The sequence below is a fragment of the Tropicibacter sp. Alg240-R139 genome (genome assembly GCF_900537075.1).
Lineage (GTDB): Bacteria > Pseudomonadota > Alphaproteobacteria > Rhodobacterales > Rhodobacteraceae > Falsiruegeria.
The window spans coordinates 121407-141463 of the sequence record NZ_UNRA01000002.1 but is presented as its reverse complement, the minus strand read 5'-3'; the positions used below and the strand labels follow the sequence as shown (position 1 = coordinate 141463).

At 58.3% G+C, this 20057-nt stretch carries 23 protein-coding genes and 1 pseudogene; 13 read left to right on the top strand and 11 right to left on the bottom strand.

From position 1 onward, the window contains the following. Positions 1 to 98: 98 nt before the first annotated feature. Together G6R15_RS08355 and argH are read right to left on the bottom strand one after the other, a co-directional pair. Positions 99 to 281 (bottom strand): hypothetical protein, encoded by a 183-nt coding sequence (locus G6R15_RS08355; protein WP_164659292.1) that lies wholly within the window; start codon positions 279 to 281, stop codon positions 99 to 101. Beyond that, a complete protein-coding gene (gene argH / locus G6R15_RS08350; protein WP_164659413.1) occupies positions 278 to 1669 on the bottom strand; it encodes an argininosuccinate lyase in 1392 nt (463 codons plus the stop codon). Before argH ends, G6R15_RS08355 begins: the two co-directional genes overlap by 4 nt. A 22-nt stretch (positions 1670 to 1691) precedes the next feature. Between argH and G6R15_RS08345 the strand changes: the two genes are divergently transcribed. The 9 genes and pseudogenes from G6R15_RS08345 to G6R15_RS22860 form a co-directional block, all read left to right on the top strand. Next, the gene (locus G6R15_RS08345) at positions 1692 to 2270 is read left to right on the top strand and encodes a TlpA disulfide reductase family protein (RefSeq protein WP_164659412.1); all 579 of its coding nucleotides are present in this window, start codon (positions 1692 to 1694) and stop codon (positions 2268 to 2270) included. Between the two features lie 168 nt (positions 2271 to 2438). After that, positions 2439 to 2768: a hypothetical protein gene (locus tag G6R15_RS08340; protein WP_164659411.1), complete on the top strand. Its 330-nt coding sequence runs from the start codon at positions 2439 to 2441 to the stop codon at positions 2766 to 2768. 60 nt (positions 2769 to 2828) lie between these two features. Continuing rightward, positions 2829 to 3215: a hypothetical protein gene (locus G6R15_RS08335; RefSeq protein ID WP_164659410.1), complete on the top strand. Its 387-nt coding sequence runs from the start codon at positions 2829 to 2831 to the stop codon at positions 3213 to 3215. After that, the gene (locus G6R15_RS08330; protein ID WP_164659409.1) at positions 3212 to 4144 is read left to right on the top strand and encodes a sterol desaturase family protein; all 933 of its coding nucleotides are present in this window, start codon (positions 3212 to 3214) and stop codon (positions 4142 to 4144) included. Before G6R15_RS08335 ends, G6R15_RS08330 begins: the two co-directional genes overlap by 4 nt. 306 nt (positions 4145 to 4450) lie before the next feature. Further along, a complete protein-coding gene (locus G6R15_RS08325; RefSeq protein WP_164660246.1) occupies positions 4451 to 5290 on the top strand; it encodes an EAL domain-containing protein in 840 nt (279 codons plus the stop codon). 185 nt (positions 5291 to 5475) lie between these two features. Further along, on the top strand, positions 5476 to 6651 hold the full coding sequence (locus G6R15_RS08320; RefSeq protein ID WP_164659408.1) for an acetyl-CoA C-acetyltransferase: 1176 nt from the start codon (positions 5476 to 5478) through the stop codon (positions 6649 to 6651). A gap of 186 nt (positions 6652 to 6837) precedes the next feature. Continuing rightward, entirely contained in the window at positions 6838 to 7560 is a 723-nt protein-coding gene (gene phbB, locus G6R15_RS08315) for an acetoacetyl-CoA reductase (protein WP_164659407.1), read from the top strand. A gap of 306 nt (positions 7561 to 7866) precedes the next feature. Further along, on the top strand, positions 7867 to 8814 hold the full coding sequence (locus tag G6R15_RS08310; protein WP_164659406.1) for a transcriptional regulator GcvA: 948 nt from the start codon (positions 7867 to 7869) through the stop codon (positions 8812 to 8814). Positions 8815 to 8882: 68 nt separating this feature from the next. Continuing rightward, positions 8883 to 9063: pseudogene (locus G6R15_RS22860) on the top strand (EamA family transporter); the annotation flags it as partial. On the opposite strand, the gene G6R15_RS08300 reads toward G6R15_RS22860, so the two are convergent. The 3 genes from G6R15_RS08300 to G6R15_RS08290 all read right to left on the bottom strand — a co-directional run bounded on the left by G6R15_RS08300 (position 9060) and on the right by G6R15_RS08290 (position 10324). Continuing rightward, positions 9060 to 9224, bottom strand: coding sequence for a YdcH family protein (locus G6R15_RS08300; RefSeq protein WP_164659404.1), 165 nt, complete (start codon positions 9222 to 9224; stop codon positions 9060 to 9062). The pseudogene G6R15_RS22860 and the gene G6R15_RS08300 sit on opposite strands and share 4 nt — an antisense overlap. A 112-nt stretch (positions 9225 to 9336) precedes the next feature. Beyond that, a complete protein-coding gene (locus G6R15_RS08295) occupies positions 9337 to 10104 on the bottom strand; it encodes a tRNA1(Val) (adenine(37)-N6)-methyltransferase (RefSeq protein ID WP_164659403.1) in 768 nt (255 codons plus the stop codon). Between the two features lie 4 nt (positions 10105 to 10108). Next, the gene (locus tag G6R15_RS08290) at positions 10109 to 10324 is read right to left on the bottom strand and encodes a DUF2007 domain-containing protein (RefSeq protein WP_164659402.1); all 216 of its coding nucleotides are present in this window, start codon (positions 10322 to 10324) and stop codon (positions 10109 to 10111) included. Between the two features lie 56 nt (positions 10325 to 10380). Here G6R15_RS08290 and G6R15_RS08285 point away from each other — a divergent pair, with 56 nt between their 5' ends. Then, positions 10381 to 11379: a polyprenyl synthetase family protein gene (locus G6R15_RS08285; protein WP_164659401.1), complete on the top strand. Its 999-nt coding sequence runs from the start codon at positions 10381 to 10383 to the stop codon at positions 11377 to 11379. Here the strand turns inward: G6R15_RS08285 and G6R15_RS08280 are convergent. The 6 genes from G6R15_RS08280 to soxR all read right to left on the bottom strand — a co-directional run bounded on the left by G6R15_RS08280 (position 11372) and on the right by soxR (position 17395). Further along, complete coding sequence (locus tag G6R15_RS08280; RefSeq protein WP_164659400.1) at positions 11372 to 12193, bottom strand: 4-(cytidine 5'-diphospho)-2-C-methyl-D-erythritol kinase; 822 nt, start codon at positions 12191 to 12193, stop codon at positions 11372 to 11374. The two genes, G6R15_RS08285 and G6R15_RS08280, sit on opposite strands and share 8 nt — an antisense overlap. Continuing rightward, positions 12183 to 13901: a tetratricopeptide repeat protein gene (locus tag G6R15_RS08275; protein WP_164659399.1), complete on the bottom strand. Its 1719-nt coding sequence runs from the start codon at positions 13899 to 13901 to the stop codon at positions 12183 to 12185. The genes G6R15_RS08280 and G6R15_RS08275 overlap by 11 nt, the downstream gene beginning before the upstream one ends. 328 nt (positions 13902 to 14229) lie before the next feature. Next, complete coding sequence (locus G6R15_RS08270; RefSeq protein ID WP_164659398.1) at positions 14230 to 14685, bottom strand: VOC family protein; 456 nt, start codon at positions 14683 to 14685, stop codon at positions 14230 to 14232. Positions 14686 to 14751: 66 nt separating this feature from the next. Beyond that, complete coding sequence (locus tag G6R15_RS08265; RefSeq protein ID WP_240336706.1) at positions 14752 to 15153, bottom strand: DUF1493 family protein; 402 nt, start codon at positions 15151 to 15153, stop codon at positions 14752 to 14754. Positions 15154 to 15165: 12 nt separating this feature from the next. Continuing rightward, a complete protein-coding gene (locus G6R15_RS08260; RefSeq protein WP_164659397.1) occupies positions 15166 to 16812 on the bottom strand; it encodes an electron transfer flavoprotein-ubiquinone oxidoreductase in 1647 nt (548 codons plus the stop codon). Between the two features lie 127 nt (positions 16813 to 16939). Next, positions 16940 to 17395 (bottom strand): redox-sensitive transcriptional activator SoxR, encoded by a 456-nt coding sequence (gene soxR, locus G6R15_RS08255; protein WP_164659396.1) that lies wholly within the window; start codon positions 17393 to 17395, stop codon positions 16940 to 16942. 88 nt (positions 17396 to 17483) lie between these two features. On the opposite strand from soxR, the gene G6R15_RS08250 reads away from it, so the two are divergent. From G6R15_RS08250 to G6R15_RS08240, 3 genes are all read left to right on the top strand, one after another. Next, entirely contained in the window at positions 17484 to 17864 is a 381-nt protein-coding gene (locus G6R15_RS08250) for a VOC family protein (protein WP_164659395.1), read from the top strand. A 135-nt stretch (positions 17865 to 17999) separates the two neighbouring features. Next, positions 18000 to 18470 (top strand): transcription elongation factor GreA, encoded by a 471-nt coding sequence (greA, locus tag G6R15_RS08245; RefSeq protein ID WP_164659394.1) that lies wholly within the window; start codon positions 18000 to 18002, stop codon positions 18468 to 18470. A 13-nt stretch (positions 18471 to 18483) separates the two neighbouring features. Then, positions 18484 to 19506 carry a hypothetical protein gene (locus G6R15_RS08240; RefSeq protein WP_164659393.1) on the top strand — a complete coding sequence of 341 codons (1023 nt, stop codon included), beginning with the start codon at positions 18484 to 18486 and terminating at the stop codon, positions 19504 to 19506. The last annotated feature ends 551 nt before the right edge of the window (positions 19507 to 20057 follow it).

Below are 20057 nucleotides of genomic sequence, written 5' to 3'. Positions count from 1 at the left end.
GACATTTGTGCGTCATGCAGCATCGGTGGCAATGGGCTTGAAACAGGCCTTTGTGCGTTTCAAACCCAATCACATTTCGGCAAGATGTGCCTACTCGTTCAGAACCCCAGATACAGGTTGAACGGCCCCCGGTGCAGCCCGACGCTGCCACCGACGTAAGAACTGCTGCCCCCAACGCCGACATGGGCGTTCAGAGACGGCTGAACGGGTTCGCCGTCCGCACCGCATCCCGCCAGTGCTGCAAGACAGACTAGAACAAGAGAGGTGCGGATCAGGGTCATGACAGGGTCGCTTTCCAACGTTCGATCTGGGCGCGCACCTGCGCAGGTGCGGTGCCGCCATAAGACATGCGCGAGTTTACCGAATTATCGACGCCAAGAACACCAAAGACATCATCGGTGATGTCCCCGTGAACCGATTGCATGTCCGCCAGCGTCAGATCCGGCAGATCGCAGCCCTTGGATTCGGCCATCGCAACCAGCGAGCCGGTGACGTGATGCGCATCGCGGAACGGCAGGCCCAGAACCCGCACCAGCCAGTCGGCCAGATCGGTCGCGGTCGAGAAACCCGAGCCAGCGGCAGCGGCCAGGCTGTCGCGGTTGGCGGTCATGTCCTTGACCATACCCTCCATCGCGGCAAGCGCCAGCATCCAGTTGTCGGCGGCGTCAAAGACCTGTTCCTTGTCTTCCTGCATGTCCTTGGAATAGGCCAGCGGTAGGCCTTTCATCACCATCATCAGAGCCGTGTTGGCCCCATAGATGCGGCCCACTTTGGCGCGGATCAGCTCGGCGGCATCTGGGTTTTTCTTTTGCGGCATGATCGACGAGCCGGTCGAAAAGCGATCCGACAAAGTGACAAAGCGGAACTGGGCCGAGGACCAGATCACTAGCTCTTCGGCAAAGCGGCTGAGGTGCATGGCGCAGATCGAAGCGGTCGAGAGGAATTCGAGCGCGAAATCGCGATCTGACACGGCGTCCAGAGAGTTGGCCGCGGGGCGATCAAAGCCCAGCGCCTCGGCGGTCATATGCCGGTCGATGGGAAAGGATGTGCCAGCCAGCGCCGCAGCGCCTAGAGGCGATTCGTTCATCCGGGCACGCGCATCGCGGACACGGGACAGATCACGGCCAAACATCTCTACATAGGCCATCATGTGATGGCCCCATGTGACGGGCTGCGCGGTTTGCAGGTGGGTAAAGCCCGGCATCACCCATTCCGCACCGGCCTCGGCCTGTGCCAAAAGCGCGCGGATCAGGGCCAGCAGGCCGGATTCTGCCGCGTCCAGTTGATCGCGAACCCAGAGTTTGAAATCAGTCGCAACCTGGTCATTTCGGCTGCGGCCCGTGTGCAAACGGCCCGCAGGCTCGCCAATCACCTCTTTCAGGCGCGCTTCGACGTTCATGTGAATGTCTTCAAGCGCGGTCGAAAATTCAAACGCTCCACCCTCGATCTCTGACAATACGGTGAGGAGTCCTTTTCGAATGGCCTCCGCATCACTATCCGTTATGACACCTGTTGCAGCCAACATCGCTGCATGGGCCCGCGAGCCAGCAATATCTTGGGCCGCCATCCGCTGATCGTACCCGATCGAGGCGTTGATCGCCTCCATGATCGCGTCCGGTCCGGCGGCAAAGCGGCCGCCCCACATCTGGTTCGAGGTCTTATCGGTCATCTGGAAACCCTTCGGAGGGGATATGAAGAAACTGTTGCTGGCCCTCGTCTATACCGCCCTTGTCGCAGGCGCAAATCCAACCGGTGCCATCGCCGCCGACGTGGATATGCAGACTGTCGCCGACCTGCGCGATGGCGACATGAAAAAGCTGATCATTCATTCGGAGCCGCGCCCGGTTTCAACTGCAGCATTTCAACTGGCCGATGATGCAGGTCAGCGGCGGCTGTCAGACTATCAGGGCAAATATGTCCTGCTGAACTTCTGGGCCACTTGGTGTGCGCCCTGCCGCAAAGAGATGCCGCAGATTTCCGAGCTACAGGACGAGTTTGGCGGTGATGATTTTGAGGTGCTGACCCTGGCAACAGGTCGCAATTCCCCCTCAGGCATCAAGAAATTCTTTGCTGAAAACAACATCGACAATCTGCCCCGTCATCAGGACCCCAAACAGGCCGTCGCGCGCGAGATGGCTATCCTGGGGTTGCCGATCACAATTCTGATCAATCCCGAAGGTCAGGAAATCGCCCGTCTGATCGGGGACGCCGAGTGGAATTCGGACAGCGCTAAGGCCATCATCAAGGCGCTTGTGGCTCAGGCACCGTGACACGTTAGCCGTTATCGAATGTGTAGATCTGGAGTGCGAGGTTCTGCCACGCGCTCCGGAATGCTTTCACCAAGAAGAAGAGACGTTCGCGGTCCAGGAATCGTTCTGTGGTATAGTGCGCGAGCCTGCTGAATACGCAGGCGCTGACTTGAAACACAGGAGAATGCCATGAAACCTGTTGTGCTTCTGGTTGGTCGGCTGCCTCAGGTGATCGGCACTGTCGCCCAACAACTGCAACATCTTCCCATCGAATGGCTGGGGGCCCATGATCAGGCCGAAGTCATCCACCAACTTGAAACCGAACCACGGATTTCCTGCGTCGTCATGGGCGCAGGTTTGGACGATTCCATTCGAGGCGCTCTGATAGGTGTAATCGCCAATCGACGCCCGGATGTGCCCATCCATCTCAAGGATCGCAAGTCGGGCCCCGAAGGGTTGGTGCCCTTTGTCGAGCGGGTGGTGCAGCCCATGGTACTGGACCAGCTGCAACCTGGCTGACGCAACGCCACCTTTGACAGAACCGTCCGGCTTGCGCAGATTCTCCTGCAGGAGGGCCCCATGCCACTTGAAATCCTGCTGATCCTTGTGGTCCTCGGCATCGCATCCATTGCGGTCATGCTGCATCTGAGCGGCCGGTCAAAGCGTGCCCGCCTGACTGCGGAAAGCGCGGGTGCGGCGTGGGAGCGTCATTTCCCTGACGATCAGGTTACAGGTGTGATCGCAGCCCAAGATGGGCATGCGGCGTTGGTGACGACCTCGGCAGGGGTAGGACTTGTCTGGGCCTTTGGTGCGGATACAGTGGCGCGTCATTTGGTTGAAGTTGACCTGGATGACACGACCCGCGGCCTACGTTTCCGATTCTCCGATTTCACGGCCCCCAGTGTACGCGTGGCGCTGGCCCCCGAAGAACGCCAGCTGTGGCGCAACACGATTCAGGCGACATGACAGATACACTCTCTTTCCCCGACCCAACCCAACTGGCCGTGCCGTTTTTTGTTGCCGCCATTCTGGCTGAATTCATCTGGATCGCCGTCAAAGGCCGAGGCGGTAGGTATGAAACGCGCGACGCAGTGACTTCGCTGATCATGGGCGCGGGCAGCGTGGCATCGGGATTGCTGCTGGGGTTCCTCGCCTACGGGTTCTTTATGCTCCTTTGGGCGCTGACACCGCTGGATCTGGGCACGTCGGTCGGCGTGTTCATCTTGTGCTTTGTGCTGGACGATCTGCGGTACTATTGGGTGCATCGGTTCGGGCACCGCATCCGCTGGGTCTGGGCCAGCCATGTGAACCATCATTCCAGCCAGCATTACAACCTGACCACCGCCCTGCGACAGACGTGGACTGGTACGTTCACCTTTATGATGATCGTGCGCGCACCGCTGATCCTGTTGGGGTTCCATCCGGCGATTGTCTTGCTCTGCGGCGGGTTGAACCTAATCTATCAATTCTGGATCCACACCGAAGCCATCGGGAAAATGCCCCGCTGGTTCGAGGCGGTGATGAACACGCCCAGCCATCACAGGGTCCACCATGGACGAAACCCCCGTTATCTGGACTGCAACTATGCCGGCGTCTTCATTGTCTGGGATAAAATGTTCGGCACCTTTGTGCCGGAACAGGACAGCGAAAAGGTGGATTATGGTCTGGTCCACAACCTAGGCAGCTTTAACCCGCTGCGGGTCGCATTCCATGAATGGATCGGCATTTTCAGGGATGTCGTGCAGCCCGGCTTGACGGTCCGCCAGCGGCTTAGCTACGCCTTTGGTCCGCCGGGCTATAGCCACGATGGCAGCCGCGATACCTCAGAAACCATCAAGGCCAAACATCTGGTGCGCAATCCGCAGGACCGCGGGTCGCCCGGGTTTACGCAATAGTGGCGACTTGGTGTCAAAGGAATCGTCCGTTTGACGCCAAATTTAATTGAAGTGTCACGATCCTGACTGAATGCACCAGTGCCAACAGGTACGGCAAAGTGCACTCATCTTTCAGAGAATTGTCAAAGCCTTGAATTCCTGTGTGATCTACTCGCCTGTTTTGACGGCGCTTAAACAATTGGGGCGCATTCATCTTTGTCACGCTCACCCCCTACAAATTTCGACAAATCGTCCATTTAACTGATGCTTTACGAATTTGGCGAAGTCTTGTCCCGTTCATCCGCACCCGGCGACAAGGGGACAACAATGCTGCAACGCCGAAAGATGATGGCCAACGCCGACGGACAAGTCGACAACCCACTGGACGCTGCTGTCCGGAAACGGGATCGCTCGGCGGTTCAGATGGCGACCGAGGCCGTCAAACACAGTCAATGCATGCTAGCGTTTCAGCCGGTGATGCAAGCACAACCACCCCATCAGCGTGCCTTTTACGAGGGCTTCATCCGGGTTCTGGACGAAACCGGCAGGGTGATCCCCGCGCGCGAATTCATGCCGGCGGTTGAAAACACCGAAATCGGACGCGAGCTAGATTGCAATGCGCTGCAGATTGGACTGCGTACGCTGGTGCGCAACCCGACGATCCGACTGTCCATCAACATGTCGGCGCGCTCTATCGGGTTCAAGAAATGGACGCAGATCCTGCATCGGTTCCTCAAGAAGGATTCTACACTAGGAGAGCGGCTGATCCTGGAGATCAACGAAACCTCGGTTATGACAGTGCCTGAACTGGTGATCGACTTCATGGACCAGTTGCAAGAACATGGGATCGCCTTTGCGCTGGATGATTTTGGGGCTGGCAACATCGCCATGCGGCTGTTTCGCGAGTTCTTCTTTGATGCCGCAAAGATTGATGGGCAGTTCATCCGTGGCATCGACAAGAACCCTGACAATCAATCTGTGGTGCGCGCCCTGATCGCCATCGCACACGAGTTCGACATGTTCACCATCGCCGAATCGGTCGAAACCGTCGAAGAAGCCGAATTTCTGGTCAGACATGGGGTCGACTGCTTGCAGGGCTTTTTGTTTGGTGCTCCCACTGTGAAACCCACATGGTTACAACCTGAACAAGAAAAATCAACGGCTTGAGTTCGAAAATTGCGCTAACATCCACTCACGCGACACATGAGGCAAGCTGACTGTTGCTGCAATTGCAGCATTCCGCTATGCCAGCTTTTGCGAGAGCGAGAGATGCGAGACATTGTGTAGGGTCGACTTTAGCGACCCGAGTCTTCACATTTCTCGAGAGATATGACGGCAAAGGATTGGATCACATGACCAACGTAGTAATCGCTTCGGCAGCACGGACTGGTGTTGGCAGCTTTGGCGGTTCGTTCGCGAACACACCTGCACATGACCTGGGCGCCGCAGTTCTGGAGGCCGTCGTCGAGCGCGCCGGTATCGAAAAGGGCGAAGTCAGCGAGACCATCCTGGGTCAGGTTCTGACCGCAGCACAAGGTCAAAACCCTGCCCGTCAGGCGCACATCAACGCTGGCCTTCCGCAGGAAAGCGCCGCATGGAGCATTAACCAGGTTTGTGGTTCGGGTCTGCGTGCCGTTGCTTTGGGTGCTCAGCACATCCAGCTGGGCGATGCGGACATCGTCGCTGCCGGTGGTCAGGAAAACATGACACTGTCGCCCCACGCCGCGAACCTGCGCGCCGGGCACAAGATGGGTGACATGAAATACATCGACACCATGATCCGCGACGGCCTTTGGGACGCCTTTAACGGGTATCACATGGGGCAAACCGCCGAGAACGTGGCCGAAAAATGGCAGATCAGCCGTGAGATGCAGGACGAGTTCGCCGTTGCATCGCAGAACAAGGCAGAAGCTGCACAAAAAGCCGGCAAGTTCGCCGACGAGATCGCCGCGTTCACCATCAAGACCCGCAAGGGTGACATCGTGATGGATAAGGATGAATACATCCGCCACGGCGCCACCATGGACGCCATGCAGAAACTGCGCCCGGCTTTCGCCAAGGACGGCTCGGTCACTGCAGCCAACGCATCCGGTCTGAACGACGGTGCAGCCGCGACCCTGCTGATGTCGGCCGACAACGCCGAAAAGCGCGGGATTGAGCCGCTGGCCCGCATCGTATCCTACGCCACAGCCGGACTGGACCCCAAGATCATGGGCGTCGGCCCGATCTATGCCTCGCGCAAAGCACTGGAAAAAGCGGGCTGGAAGGCCGAAGACCTGGACCTGGTCGAAGCCAACGAAGCTTTTGCCGCACAGGCTTGCGCCGTGAACAAGGACATGGGCTGGGATCCGGCGATCGTGAACGTGAACGGCGGTGCCATCGCCATCGGTCACCCGATCGGCGCCTCGGGATGCCGCGTTCTGAACACGCTACTGTTCGAAATGAAGCGCCGGGACGCCAAGAAAGGCCTCGCCACCCTCTGCATTGGTGGCGGCATGGGCGTTGCCCTGTGTGTGGAGCGCGACTAAGCGATGGTCCATACGACATAGATAGGGCGCCCATTGGGCGCCCTTTTCTTTTACCTTCAACCTCTTACCCCGGATGCGACAATTTTTTCTTCCTGTCATGAAAGTTTCATCACGAAAGAATATTGCGCATCTCACGCGTAATGGGTAACAGCATTACAACGCCAAATTCAATTGGAGGATTCCTCAATGGCAAGAACAGCACTCGTCACCGGTGGCTCGCGCGGCATTGGCGCCGCGATTTCCAAGCGCCTGAAGGCCGATGGTTACAACGTCGCAGCCACCTATGCAGGTAACGACGAAGCCGCCGCAAAGTTCACCGAAGAAACCGGCATCGCCACCTACAAGTGGAATGTTGCCAGCTACGAGGAATCGACAGCAGGTATCGCCAAGGTCGAAGCCGAAGTGGGCCCCATCGACATCGTCGTCGCCAACGCAGGCATCACCCGCGACGCCCCGTTCCACAAAATGACGCCCGAGCAGTGGAACCAGGTTATCGACACCAACCTGACCGGCGTGTTCAACACGGTTCACCCGATCTGGCCCGGCATGCGCGAGCGCAAGTTTGGTCGCATCGTGGTCATCAGCTCGATCAACGGCCAGAAAGGCCAGTTCGCTCAGGTGAACTATGCTGCGACCAAGGCGGGCGATCTGGGCATCGTCAAATCGCTGGCACAAGAAGGCGCGCGCGCTGGCATCACCGCCAACGCCATCTGCCCTGGCTACATCGGCACCGACATGGTGATGGCAGTTCCGGAAAAAGTCCGCGAATCGATCATCGCACAGATCCCGGCAGGCCGCCTGGGTGAGCCGGAAGAGATCGCGCGCTGCGTGTCGTTCCTGGTTGCCGATGACGCAGGTTTCGTGAACGGCTCGACCATCTCTGCCAACGGCGCACAATTCTTCGTCTAAGCCATTCGGTCGGACAAACAACAAGGGCCGGTCCACATGGACCGGCCCTTTTCGTATCCCGTAAGAACGCGCGCGCTGCGTTCAGCGGGAACCGAACAGCCAGTTCAGCACCGACTTGATGGCCTTGGATCGCTCTACATGTGCGCGCTGGAATGCACGTTGGGCGGCGGGGTTTGTCGTCATCTCGATCATCTCTTTGCCCTTTCTCAGGTCAGTTCACCTTGACTTGAACCCAATATGTGCGGCCAAATGCAAAGGTGCAAACGAGAGTTTTATGACCCTCAGTTAAGAAATATTGACCTGACTATGAGCGACCGCCTGCCCCCGCTTACTGCCTTGCGCGCTTTTGATGCAGCTGCGCGCCATATGTCTTTTGCTTTGGCCGCCGCAGAGTTAAACGTGACTCCGGCCGCGCTGTCCTTTCAGATCAAGTCGCTGGAAGAACATTTGGAGCAGCCCCTGTTCAAACGCTTGAATCGGGCGGTGGAACTTACCGAGGCAGGTCGAACCTTGGCGCCAGGCGCAGCGGATGGGTTTCAAACCCTTACCGAGGCTTGGCGCGCGACGCGCAAGTTGCAAGACAACACGTCGCTGACGGTGACAGCTGGTCCCGCACTCACGGCCAAGTGGTTGGCGCCGCGTTTGTATGATTTCGCCCGCCAACATCCTGACATCGACCTGAGCTTTTCTGCCACCTTACGTGTCATGGATATGCACCGAGACGACATAGATGTGGCGATCCGGTTCGGTTATGGCCCAGATGTGGGGCTGTATTCCGTTCCGGTGCGCAAGGAATGGTTGACCCCCGTGATGTCACCCGAACTGGCCGAGCAATTCCCGACACCTGAAAGCTTGACACGGGCTCCGCTAATCTTTGACGATTCGATTGCTTTTCTGCGACCGCCCTGTGATTGGGCAACATGGTTTCGTGCCGTAGGCGTTCAGTGTAACCCGGAACACGGCACCCATTTTTCGAATGCCGATCACGCTGTGGATGCGGCCGTTGCGGGGGTTGGCGCTGTTCTTGGGCGTCGTGCGATGATCATCAAGGACCTGCAAGAGGGGCGCCTGGTGGCCCCGTTCAAAATCGCGATCGAAAGCACTGGCCGGTTCCGGTTCCTGTGCCTGCCAGGTGTTGAAGAGCGCCCGCAGGTCAAGGCATTTCGCGATTGGTTCGTGGCCGAAATTGACAAGACCGCGCATATTTCAGAGGAGTTCGATATCATTCCGGTTGAGGACGTCCCCCCAACATGAACAGATCACAAGCCACCGCAGTCAGATTCACCGCGGTCCTTCTGTGGGCGCTTCTGGCGTTGTTGACGGTTGGGGTGAAACATGGGGACATTCAGATGCTCGGAACCGGTTCTTAATGCGGCACCTCTGTTGTCGACCTTTGTGTAGGTGGTGACCGGGATCGCCGCGCCTATGTGGGCTTTGGCGATCGCGGCCTTGTTGATCACGGGCGGTGCAGTGATTGCGGCCCGTAGCAGCATGTCAGATTAGATAGACAGGCGCTCAATTTCTTCTTTTAGTTTGAGTTTTTGTTTTTTCAGATTTGCCAGGTGTAGCCCATCTATGCTGGGTGACCGCTGCGCTTGTTCCACTTCAAGACTGAGATGCTCGTGCTTTTTTTTCAGCTCCGTCAGGTGCGAGCTCAGGCTCATGGCAATCCTCCTTCTCAATTGTATGCCCGACAAGTTGAACACAAGAAAATCACTCTGTCACGCTGCAGGTGCGTGAAACTGTCATCATTCTGACATATGCGCCGATATTCGCTTACCTTAGGGCAGGCCAATTCAGGATCGCCCCGTCGCGCAAAACCGCCCGGATTTCCGGGACATAGCTTTCGACGTCGGCCGTATGGTGGTCGCCATGGTGCAGGATTTGGGGTGCATGCAGTCGAAACGGCGATTTTCCTTCTTTCCGCGCACGGAGAATCATCAAGGCAGGCGCGCGGCCCGGACGCGCCGCCAGCGGTAGCACCTCAAGCGAACCCAAACGCCCCGTGCACGCCGAAATTAGATCAGGCAGGCGGTCAATGCGCTGGATGACGTGCAGGTACCCCTTGGGGAGCAACCGACGCGCGGCGACCTCGACCCATGTGGCAAGCGGGGTGGCCCCTCCCAGGGCGACACTGCGCCCAATGTCTCGCGCCGGACTGTGGGCGCCGCTGCGATAGTACGGTGGGTTGGCGATGACGTGATTAAACCGTTGCTGTCGCACCTCATCCGGCAGCGCACTAAGATCGGCGCATGTGACATCGAGCAGCAATTTATTCTGAGCCGCATTCCGACGCGCCAGATCGGCATATTCCGGCTGTAACTCGACCCCGTGGCCCCGTACGCCCCCGACCCGCGTCAGCAGCGACAAAACAGCCGCCCCTGCCCCACAGCCCAGCTCCAGCACCGACTGACCCGCGCGCGCGGGCACGGCCGAGGCAAGCAGGACCGGATCAACGCCTGCACGATAGCCGTCACGGGGTTGGAACAGCGTCAAACGCCCACCTAGAAAGGCATTCTGCGTCAGTTGATCGTCGGCAAACACCGGCTTACTTGCCCAATGGAATTTCGTTGTCGCGCATCACCCGAACCGCGTTATCATAGTCCTCTTCCCGCACCATCATGCGACGGGGGAAGATTCCGATGCCTCCTTCGAGGATGCTCATATTTACGTCCATCTGAAAGCAGTCTATATCCTCGCCCTCAAGAAGGGCGGAGGCAAAGGCCATGATGGTCGGATCGGTGCTGCGCAATAGTTCCTTCATGACGTCGGATGTAAGGGCAAGGTGGGGCATATGTCGAGCCTTGTAGCAGGAGTGTGATGAATATCAGCACCGTCTCGAAACCTCATGAGCAATTGGCCACGACGCTGGCTGATGAAATGGCTGCGGTCAACGAGTTGATCCAAACCCGAATGGTGTCGGAGCACGCCCCCCGTATCCCCGAAGTGACCGCGCATCTGGTCAGTGCAGGCGGCAAACGGTTGCGCCCGATGCTGACGCTGGCAGCTGCGCGTCTGTGCGGCTATCAGGGCGATCATCACCTGCGCCTGGCCGCGACGGTTGAATTCATCCACACCGCCACACTGCTGCATGACGATGTGGTGGACGAAAGCGCAAAGCGTCGCGGACGCCCCACTGCCAACCTGCTGTGGGACAACAAGTCGAGCGTTCTGGTGGGGGACTACCTGTTTTCGCGCAGCTTCCAACTGATGGTGGAAACCGGGTCGCTTCAGGTTCTGGACATTCTCGCCAACGCCTCGGCCACGATCGCCGAGGGCGAAGTATTGCAGATGACTGCAGCCACAGACCTGAAGACGGATGAGAGCATCTATCTGCAAGTTGTACGCGGCAAGACAGCAGCACTGTTTTCGGCTGCGACGCAGGTGGGTGGTGTGATAGCAGAGGCGTCCGAGCAGCAGGTGCAAGCGCTTTACGACTATGGCGACGCGCTTGGCATTGCGTTCCAGATCGCAGACGATCTGCTGGATTATCAGGGCGACAGCAAGGCCACCGGCAAGGACGTGGGCGACGATTTCCGCGAGCGCAAGCTGACCCTGCCTGTGATCAAGGCCGTGGCGCAGGCCACCCCTGACGAACGTGCCTTTTGGGAACGCACCATCGAGAAGGGCCGTCAGGACGACGGCGACCTGGAACACGCGATGGCGCTGATGGCCAAGTATCGCACATTGGACGCCACGCGCGATGATGCCAACGGATGGGCGGCCAAGGCCAAGGCAGCGCTGGATGTGTTGCCCGACCAAGAAATTCGCACCATGCTGCGCGATCTGGCCGACTATGTGGTGTCGAGGCTCAACTAAGTTCGGTTGCGACGCACCACCAATCAGGATGTTCCGCACCGATGATGTAGGCCGCGAAATGCGCGGCCTTCATTGTGGGATAGAGCGCCACGCAGGTTGACCCAGACCCCGACATCCGCGCCATCAGAACGTTGCGCGTGCTGCGCAAATCCGCCAGCACACGCTCGATTACGGACGCGACTTGAACCGCCGGCAATTCCAGATCGTTACGTTGACCCGACAGCCAATCCGCACAGCCTTCAACACCAGAAAAGTTTGGGATGTGGTCAGGCATTGGATCATTATCGCGGCTTTCAAGGCCCGAAAATACCGCGCCCGTAGGCACGGCGACACCCGGATTAACCAGCAGCGCCGGAAGCCTGGGCAAGTTCAGTGGCTTGACCTGCTCGCCTATTCCCTGCATCCGCGCCGCGCGCGCATGCATGCAAACGGGCACATCCGCGCCTAGCGACAAAGGCAGGCCATCAGGGATGGTCGAACCCAGATCGGCCAGCAACCGCAATGCCATAGCCGCGTCCGACGAACCGCCACCGATCCCGGCCCCATGTGGAAGTGCCTTGTACAGATCGACCGATCCAAACCACCCTGCCCCTTCAAGCGCTTGCCAGACCAGATTGCGATCGTCCGCCGGCACACCGGGTGCAAACGGCCCGTCAACCGTCATGGACAACGTATCACCCGGCGTCAGCCGCAGCCGATCACCAAAATCGGCGAATACAACAATCGAATCCAGCAAGTGATAGCCGTCATCGCGACGACCCGTTACGTGAAGGGATAGATTGACCTTGGCCGGCGCCAGCGCCTCAGCCGTCATTGGCCACCTGAAGCGGCGCGGCGCCTTCTTCGGCCAAAACCTCGTCCAGGCCCACGTCAAGCTTGCGGCGGATACGATCGGGATCGGCCTCGCTGTCGGCGTCTTCGGGGTCGATGAATGACAGCGCTCGGCTCCACTGGAATTCCGCCTCGCGGGTGCGGCCGACGGCCCAGTACACATCGCCCAGATGATCATTGACGACCGGGTCGATCGGCATCAGTTCGACAGCGCGCTCCATGTGATCCACCGCCTCGACGTAGCGACCCAGACGGAACAGGACCCAGCCCAGGCTGTCGACGATATAGCCACTGTCGGGGCGCGCTGCGACGGCGCGCTCGATCATCGACAGCGCCTCGTCCAGCTTTTCCTGCTTTTCAACCAGCGAATAGCCCAAGTAGTTGAGCACCTGCGGCTGATCCGGTTCCAGCTCCAGCGCAGTACGGAAATCGGCTTCGGCCTCGGGCCATTGCTTCAGGCGCTCGTGACTGATCCCACGGGCGTAAAGGATGAACCATCGGTTGGCAGCCTTTTCATCGGTGAATTCAAGCGCCTTGTCATAGGCAATGACCGCAGGGGCGTATTCCTCTTGCTGGCGCAGCAGATCACCAAGCGCAGAATGCACCGCGGGAAGTTCGGGATATTCCCGGGTAAGCTGCTCGAGCACCTCGATTGCGGCATCAGGTTTGGCAGAACGGCGCAGCGCCTCGGCCCGCCCCAGTTCAGCGGCAAAATGGTCGGGATTGTCTTCGGGGATGCTTTTATAGGTATCGACCGACAACTCGTACTGGCCCAGGTTTTCCAAGAGACTTGCACTGAGCAACAGCGCATCATTGTGGTCGGGTCGCAAGTAGCCTGCCATACGGGAATAGATCAGCGCATAGTCGTCGGATGCCTCCCCACTCAGGGCAGCACCGATGGAAAAGAACACCTCGGCCATGCCGTCACGCACGCTGCGCACTTGGCTGAAAGGCAGAGTTTCGCCCTTGGTCAATTGGTCGGTAACTTTGGTCAGGCCAGGGTCAAGCCGACCCGCAAATACGTCGCTCAACATCTCGAGCGCCTCGTCGTTGCGCCCCAGTTGAGACAGAATCTCGACATTGGCCAGAACCGCACGCCGCGTCAGAGTGGCCTGCTGGCCATCTTCGCCCGTGAATATCGCATTGGCCCCTTCGAAATCCCCGACCGAGGCCAACGCCATCGCCTTGTGATAAAGCGCGAAGCCGCGCAAGCCTGCCTCGTCCCCAAGCTTGTCGAACTGCGCCAACGCTTTGCCAACCGAGCCTGCGCCCATGTGGGCCCAACCGACGAGCAGCCCATCGACCAACATGCTCACGGCCTGCTCACCCTCGATGCGACTGAGCAACGCGTCATAGGCCTCGTCCGTGATCAAGTTCGCGACAACGGCCATCGAGGCCATCTGACTGCCCAACCCCAACGCCTCAAGGCTCTGCGCCACGGGCAGGGCACGCTCAACCTGGCCCAAAGCCAACTGCGACAGAATCACGTTTTCCATCAAGCCAGGGTTCTTGGGATCTCGTATCAGGGCTTGGGTATAGTACCGTGCCGAGGCTGCAAAATCGCTGTCATAAATGGCTTGCCGCCCCGCCAGATAAGATCCGGCCCCGGTGTCCGACTGGACGACGGTCGGGAGTGTCAGCGATACAGCCAAAGCGACGGCTGCCGCGGTACGAATGATGGGAAACACCAAAAGCCTGCCTTTTTCTCATGAGCTCGGGCTAAAGCTAGGCCGTCCCGCGGTCATAGGCAATGCTGCTCCGCTTCACATGGTAGACTGCTACAGATTTTTGCCCATCCCGGGGCCATTGTGGCGCAAAGCATCGGCGCACCGCCAGTTAATGGCCCAACTCGGGATGCTCCCGCGCCCGAACGATCCCAACTTCGTCGGCAACGTCAGCGGCCTTGGGCCGGGCACTGCGCTGTGCGCAGTGCCCAGCCCAACGGGAGGAGGTGTTTCGTTTGAAACATCGACGACGGGCGGGAGCGCTTCCGGTAGGTGACCCGCCAGGGCAAATGCTTTACCTCGCCCGCCAGACCGCATGGCTCTGCACTCCGAAATCCGGGTCGGGTTCGTCAGGTAAAATGGCGAGCATCTCAATCGAATGCCCGTCTGGGTCTTTGAAGTATAGTGAAAGCGCAGGCATCCAGCCGATCACGATGGGTTCGCGCACCGGTTCACCATGAAAGCCCAAAGGTTGAATGCCTTGGGCCTCCAACTGCTCGCAGCCAGACATCACGGTCTCCACGCCGCACCGAAATGCAAAGTGCAGGGCCATGCTCAACGGCCCCGAGCCCGATTGCCAAAGCCCCAGCATACCCAGTTCTTTGCCACCTACCCAGAAAAACGCGACCTGCCGGTCTGGCAGCACCTTGGCCACCTCCAACCCGAGTTTGTAACGATAAAACGCCACCGAGCGCTCAAGGTCGCGCACGGGAAGGTGCGTTTCATAAATTCCTAGCGTTTCCACTGTCACGGTTCATGCTCCTGTCATCTTTCACGCCAATCAAGGGGCAGGATGCAGGCTCAACTTAGGTTGAGGTCAAGAACTGAAAGCACCGAGCAACAGAACTCCGATCACGAAGGCCCATAGCCAAATCAAAGAGGGCTTTTTCTGAATTGTATGTTTGGGATAGACATACTGCCAAGCGCCCGTGTTTACCGCCGCAACAAGCTGATAAATCGTAATCGGAACATATGGGATTAAATGCCCGTTCGCATCTAGCGGCCAGATGCGTCGATAGTTCGGCGGCTCGTCAGCGTTATAATGAAATTCCCAACGTATTTCGGACAAATCCACCTCTAAATGCGTTGAAAAGGGTTCGAGGAATTCATTCGCATCATCCCCTTCCATACCAAAAGCACCGAGGAAATCGCTCTCCTCGGTGCCATTTGAATGTCCGCCGCTCATCGAGGTTGCAAGAGCAATGATTTCCTCTCGCACCCCTATGGCAGATCACATATTGGGATAGTTCGGGCCGTCGCCGCCCTGTGGCGTGACCCAGGTGATGTTCTGGCTGGGATCCTTGATGTCGCAGGTTTTACAGTGGACGCAGTTCTGGAAGTTCACCACAAACTCCGGCTTGCCGTCCTTTTCGACCACTTCATACACACCCGCCGGGCAATAGCGCTGCGCCGGTTCATCGAACTGGGGCAGGTTCACGTTGATTGGCAGGTTGGGGTCGGCCAAACGCAGATGGCAGGGCTGGCTTTCCTCGTGGTTTGTGGCTGCAAAGGACACGTTGGTCAGGCGGTCAAACGACAGTATTCCGTCTGGTTTGGGATAGTCGATCGGCTGGTAATCCGACGCCTTACCAGTCGCATCCGCATCGTTTTTGCCGTGTTTGACCGTGCCAAACAGCGAGAAGCCAAGGGTGTTGGTCCACATGTCCAGACCACCCAGCATCAGCGATGCGGTCAGACCCCATTTGGACCAGATCGGCTTGACGTTGCGGACCTTTTTCAGGTCGCTGCCGATCGGGCCGGTGCGCACTTCGACTTCGTAATCGGACAACTCATCGCCAGAACGGTCCGCCTTGATCGCGTCAAACGCTGCCTCGGCCGCGGCCTTGCCCGACAACATCGCGTTGTGGTTGCCCTTGATGCGCGGCACGTTGACCATGCCGACCGAGCAGCCCAGCAAGGCCACACCGGGTGCAACCATCTTGGGCATCGATTGATAACCGCCTTCGGTGATCGCACGGGCACCGTAAGCCACGCGCTTGCCGCCTTTTAGAAGGTCAGCCACAACAGGGTGATGCTTGAAGCGCTGGAATTCCATGTAAGGGAACAGGTGCGGGTTTTTGTAGTTCAGGTGCACCACGAAGCCGACGTAAACTTGGTTATTGTCCAGGTGATAGATGAACGAACCGCCACCAGCGTTCGAACCCAAAGGCCAGCCCATGGTGTGGGTCACAGTGCCTTCTTTGTGCTTGGCTGGGTCGACTTCCCAGATCTCTTTCATGCCGACGCCAAATTTCTGCGGCTCTTTTCCGGCCTGCAGGTCGTATTTGGCGATGACTTCCTTGGCCAGCGAGCCGCGGACACCTTCGGACAGGAAGACGTATTTGCCGTGCAGCTCCATCCCCGGCTCGGTGTTGGGACCGTAAGAGCCGTCCTGCTCCAGACCAAAGACACCGGCCACAACACCTTTGACCTCGCCATTGTCACCGTACACCAGCTCGGAACAGGCCATGCCGGGGAAGATTTCGACACCCAGCTCTTCGGCTTGCTCGGCCATCCAGCGGCAGACGTTGCCCATCGACACGATATAGTTGCCGTGGTTGTTCATCAGCGGCGGCATCGGGAAGTTGGGTATGCGGATCTGACCCGCCTCACCCAGCATATAGAAGTTGTCTTCTTTCACCGGAACGGTCAGGGGCGCGCCCTTTTCTTTCCAGTCGGGGATCAGAGCGTCCAGGCCACACGGGTCAAGAACCGCGCCTGACAGGATGTGCGCACCAACTTCCGAGCCCTTTTCCAGAACGACCACGTTCAGGTCTGCGTCCAGCTGTTTCAGACGAATGGCCGCAGACAGACCCGCCGGGCCTGCACCGACGATCACAACGTCATATTCCATCGCTTCGCGTTCAATCTCGGCCATTGGTGGCGCTCCTTGGCTATCTTTTCGCTAGTGGCCCCTTTGGGCGCAACTTTGTTTCGTGGGTGATTACCCTTTGGCGCCCCCCAAGGTCAAATAAAACTGAGCGTAACATGCTGCATCGCGGCAATCACGTGTCGGGTGTGTCGCCCATGAGGTACCTTGGGCCGCTTCCACGCTTTTTTGCCCGGTCTTCGGGGTTGTAGAGCCTGCAATTCGGCAGGCTGAGGCATCCGCACCCAATACATCCGTCCAAATTGTCGCGTAATTGCAGCAAAGTGTTGATTCGTGCGTCAAGATGCTGACGCAGGTCTTTGCTGATCCGGTTCCAGTCCGCCTTGGTCGGGGTTCGATTACCGGGCAGTCCGCTCAGAACCTCACGAATTTCCGGTAGGGACAAGCCGAACTGTTGTGCGATCATCACAAAACTCAGCCGCCGGATGTCCGCCCGCTGATACCTGCGCTGCCCGCCCGAGTTGCGCCAGGGCGAGATCAGGCCCTGATCTTCGTAGTACCGGATGGCCGACACCGCCAGTCCGGTTCGATCCGCCAAAGCCCCGATGGGCAGTCCGTCAGAAATGGGCATGACACCTCATAAAAATAGCTTGACCTAAAGTTAAGTTTAGAAATTACGATACCTCAATACCAAATCAACTGCAAAGGAATAGAAGCAGATGACAGCCACATTGGAACACACGAACTTCACCGTCGCCGACCCCCGCGCCACTGCGGCGTGGATGCATAGGGTATTTGGTTGGAAAACCCGGTGGGAGGGTGAGGCGTTGGCGGGCGGATACACCGTACATGTCGGATCGGACGCCAGTTATCTTGCGCTCTATGCGCCCAAAGCCCCTCAAACATCACAAGAAAGCAGCTATGACATGATCGGCGGGCTCAACCACGTGGGTGTCCTGGTCGATGACATAAAAGCGGCCGAGGAACTGGTGCGTTACGCGGGGTTTGAGCCACACAACCATGCTGACTATGAACCGGGGAACAGGTTCTACTTTGATGATGACAATGGCATCGAGTTTGAGGTCGTGTCTTACAAATAGGCACTCAACAGCGCGGCAGCGCGCTTGCCTCTTGCAATCTACCCCCTGTTTGGGTCAGGTATCCTTTAACCCAAACAGTCGCCCCGGCGTTTTTCACGCGCCGGGGCGACAGATATTTAAGTGGACCGGTTGCAGATGGAAAAGATCCCAATGACCCCGCCGGGGCTCGCAGCACTCGAAGCCGAGTTGAAGAACCTGAAATCCGTTGAACGCCCCGCCATCATCGAGGCCATCGCCACAGCGCGCGAATTGGGCGACCTGAAAGAAAACGCCGAATACCATTCGGCCCGTGAAAAGCAGGGATTCATCGAAGGGCGCATCAAAGAGCTTGAGGCCGTCGTGTCGCTGGCCGAGGTCATTGATCCAGCCAAGCTGAACGGTACTATCAAGTTCGGCGCCAAAGTTACGTTGGTGGACGAAGACACGGACGAGGAAAAGACCTGGATGATCGTTGGTGAACACGAAGCCAACATCGAAAAGGGCCTTTTGAACATAAAATCGCCGATTGCGCGTGCGTTGATCGGCAAGGACGAAGGCGACAGCGTTGAGGTTCGCACCCCAGGTGGTGTACGATCCTACGAGGTTTTAAGTATTAAGTTCTCCTAACGGATTGACGCCCATGTCCGGCCCTTCGCCCGACCCAAATTCTGCACAGCCCACGCCGCTTGGCATTTATGACAAGCCCAGGCAATCGGCCATCACGGGAATTGAAATCGCAGCCATTGCCCTGAGCGTGTTATGGCTGGGTGGTGCAATTGCGTTCTTTACAATGGGCCCGCCTATTGGCGAGCAATTGGGCGGCATTGGCTATCTGGTGGCGATGCTGGCGGTGTTCATGCCCGTGGCAATGATCTGGGTTGCGGCTACGGCAGCACGGTCGAGCCGCGTTATGCGTGAAGAGAGCCAGCGCCTGCAGGCAGCCATTGACGCGATTCGCCACGCATATGTGACTCAGCAACAGCGCGCTTCGGTCGGTCAGGAGCCGTCGGTGGCCAAGAAGCTGGACGAGATCGCGGAAACCGCGCGTAAAACGGAAACAGCTTTGGCAACGTTTTCCACCAAACGCCACGACGGTGTTCGGCCCATGCCCGCAGACTCTCAAGTCGCTGTCACTGACGTGACCGATCAAGGCTCGCTGGAGCTTGGCACCCCGGCTGAAGCCCTGTCCCCTCCCTTACCTCAGGATGATTTCATTCGCGCGCTCAACTTCCCAGAAACGGCCGAAGATACCGAAGGGTTTGCGGCCCTGCGCCGCGCACTCAAGGACCGCAAGGCAGCCCAGCTGATCCAGGCAGCTCAGGACGTGCTGACACTGCTGTCGCAGGACGGCATCTATATGGACGATCTACGCCCCGACATGGCCCGTCCCGAAGTGTGGCGCCAATTCGCCCATGGCGCGCGCGGTCGCGCGGTTGCAGTGTTGGGCGGTGTGCGAGACCGGTCATCGTTGGCGCTAACAGCGGGCCGCATGAAACAAGACCCGATCTTTCGCGACGCAGCGCATCATTTCCTGCGAAAGTTCGATCAGATGTTTACGGAATTCGAAGCTGTCGCAGACGATGCCGAAATTTCAGCGCTAAGCGAAACCCGTACGGCCCGCGCCTTTATGCTGCTGGGTCGGGTCGCTGGAACATTTGACTAACGCTCCACTCACGATCTCCATGTCTGCCCAGGCGATTTGTCTCGATCTGGATGAACCAATCCCGTCACAACATGACTCGTAACGCTCCCGCACCCGAGCGATCCCGACTTCGTCGGCACCGCTAGCGGCTTTGGGCCGGGCATTGCGCAACGCGCAATGCCCGGCCCAACGGGAGGAGATGTCCCCTCAGGATCATCGACAACGGGCGGGAGCAGCCCCTCTACCGAAATCACCTTCTCGGATCATTCGCTTCGTCATGCGGCAAGCAGCCTCAAATTCCAAAGAATACTGCAAAGGACCCAATGCTTCGTGTTTCGTCACGATGAATTCCACTCGCGCGGACAGGGCTTGCGCCCGTGGGGTGGCCTCAATCACATCCAAGTGAAACACCTCCTGCTGCACGTCTCGTTCGAGTCGCGCCAACAGCAGACCATCCATCGGCCTGCGCCACAACCGACATCCCTGCGCCAACCAATCCACCACGTGCCGTCTTGAACCTGGTCAGGTGATCGCTCTCTATCTCTTGAAAACCATGCCCGACCCACACAGCC

Excerpts from the sequence above, each read along its gene's own strand:
- G6R15_RS08355 (WP_164659292.1), bottom strand. The coding sequence starts at position 281 with ATGACCCTGATCCGCACCTCTCTTGTTCTAGTCTGTCTTGCAGCACTG.
- argH (WP_164659413.1), bottom strand. The coding sequence starts at position 1,669 with ATGACCGATAAGACCTCGAACCAGATGTGGGGCGGCCGCTTTGCCGCC.
- G6R15_RS08345 (WP_164659412.1), top strand. The coding sequence starts at position 1,692 with ATGAAGAAACTGTTGCTGGCCCTCGTCTATACCGCCCTTGTCGCAGGC.
- G6R15_RS08340 (WP_164659411.1), top strand. The coding sequence starts at position 2,439 with ATGAAACCTGTTGTGCTTCTGGTTGGTCGGCTGCCTCAGGTGATCGGC.
- G6R15_RS08335 (WP_164659410.1), top strand. The coding sequence starts at position 2,829 with ATGCCACTTGAAATCCTGCTGATCCTTGTGGTCCTCGGCATCGCATCC.
- G6R15_RS08330 (WP_164659409.1), top strand. The coding sequence starts at position 3,212 with ATGACAGATACACTCTCTTTCCCCGACCCAACCCAACTGGCCGTGCCG.
- G6R15_RS08325 (WP_164660246.1), top strand. The coding sequence starts at position 4,451 with ATGCTGCAACGCCGAAAGATGATGGCCAACGCCGACGGACAAGTCGAC.
- G6R15_RS08320 (WP_164659408.1), top strand. The coding sequence starts at position 5,476 with ATGACCAACGTAGTAATCGCTTCGGCAGCACGGACTGGTGTTGGCAGC.
- phbB (WP_164659407.1), top strand. The coding sequence starts at position 6,838 with ATGGCAAGAACAGCACTCGTCACCGGTGGCTCGCGCGGCATTGGCGCC.
- G6R15_RS08310 (WP_164659406.1), top strand. The coding sequence starts at position 7,867 with ATGAGCGACCGCCTGCCCCCGCTTACTGCCTTGCGCGCTTTTGATGCA.
- G6R15_RS08300 (WP_164659404.1), bottom strand. The coding sequence starts at position 9,224 with ATGAGCCTGAGCTCGCACCTGACGGAGCTGAAAAAAAAGCACGAGCAT.
- G6R15_RS08290 (WP_164659402.1), bottom strand. The coding sequence starts at position 10,324 with ATGAAGGAACTATTGCGCAGCACCGATCCGACCATCATGGCCTTTGCC.
- G6R15_RS08285 (WP_164659401.1), top strand. The coding sequence starts at position 10,381 with ATGAATATCAGCACCGTCTCGAAACCTCATGAGCAATTGGCCACGACG.
- G6R15_RS08280 (WP_164659400.1), bottom strand. The coding sequence starts at position 12,193 with ATGACGGCTGAGGCGCTGGCGCCGGCCAAGGTCAATCTATCCCTTCAC.
- G6R15_RS08260 (WP_164659397.1), bottom strand. The coding sequence starts at position 16,812 with ATGGCCGAGATTGAACGCGAAGCGATGGAATATGACGTTGTGATCGTC.
- soxR (WP_164659396.1), bottom strand. The coding sequence starts at position 17,395 with ATGCCCATTTCTGACGGACTGCCCATCGGGGCTTTGGCGGATCGAACC.
- G6R15_RS08250 (WP_164659395.1), top strand. The coding sequence starts at position 17,484 with ATGACAGCCACATTGGAACACACGAACTTCACCGTCGCCGACCCCCGC.
- greA (WP_164659394.1), top strand. The coding sequence starts at position 18,000 with ATGGAAAAGATCCCAATGACCCCGCCGGGGCTCGCAGCACTCGAAGCC.
- G6R15_RS08240 (WP_164659393.1), top strand. The coding sequence starts at position 18,484 with ATGTCCGGCCCTTCGCCCGACCCAAATTCTGCACAGCCCACGCCGCTT.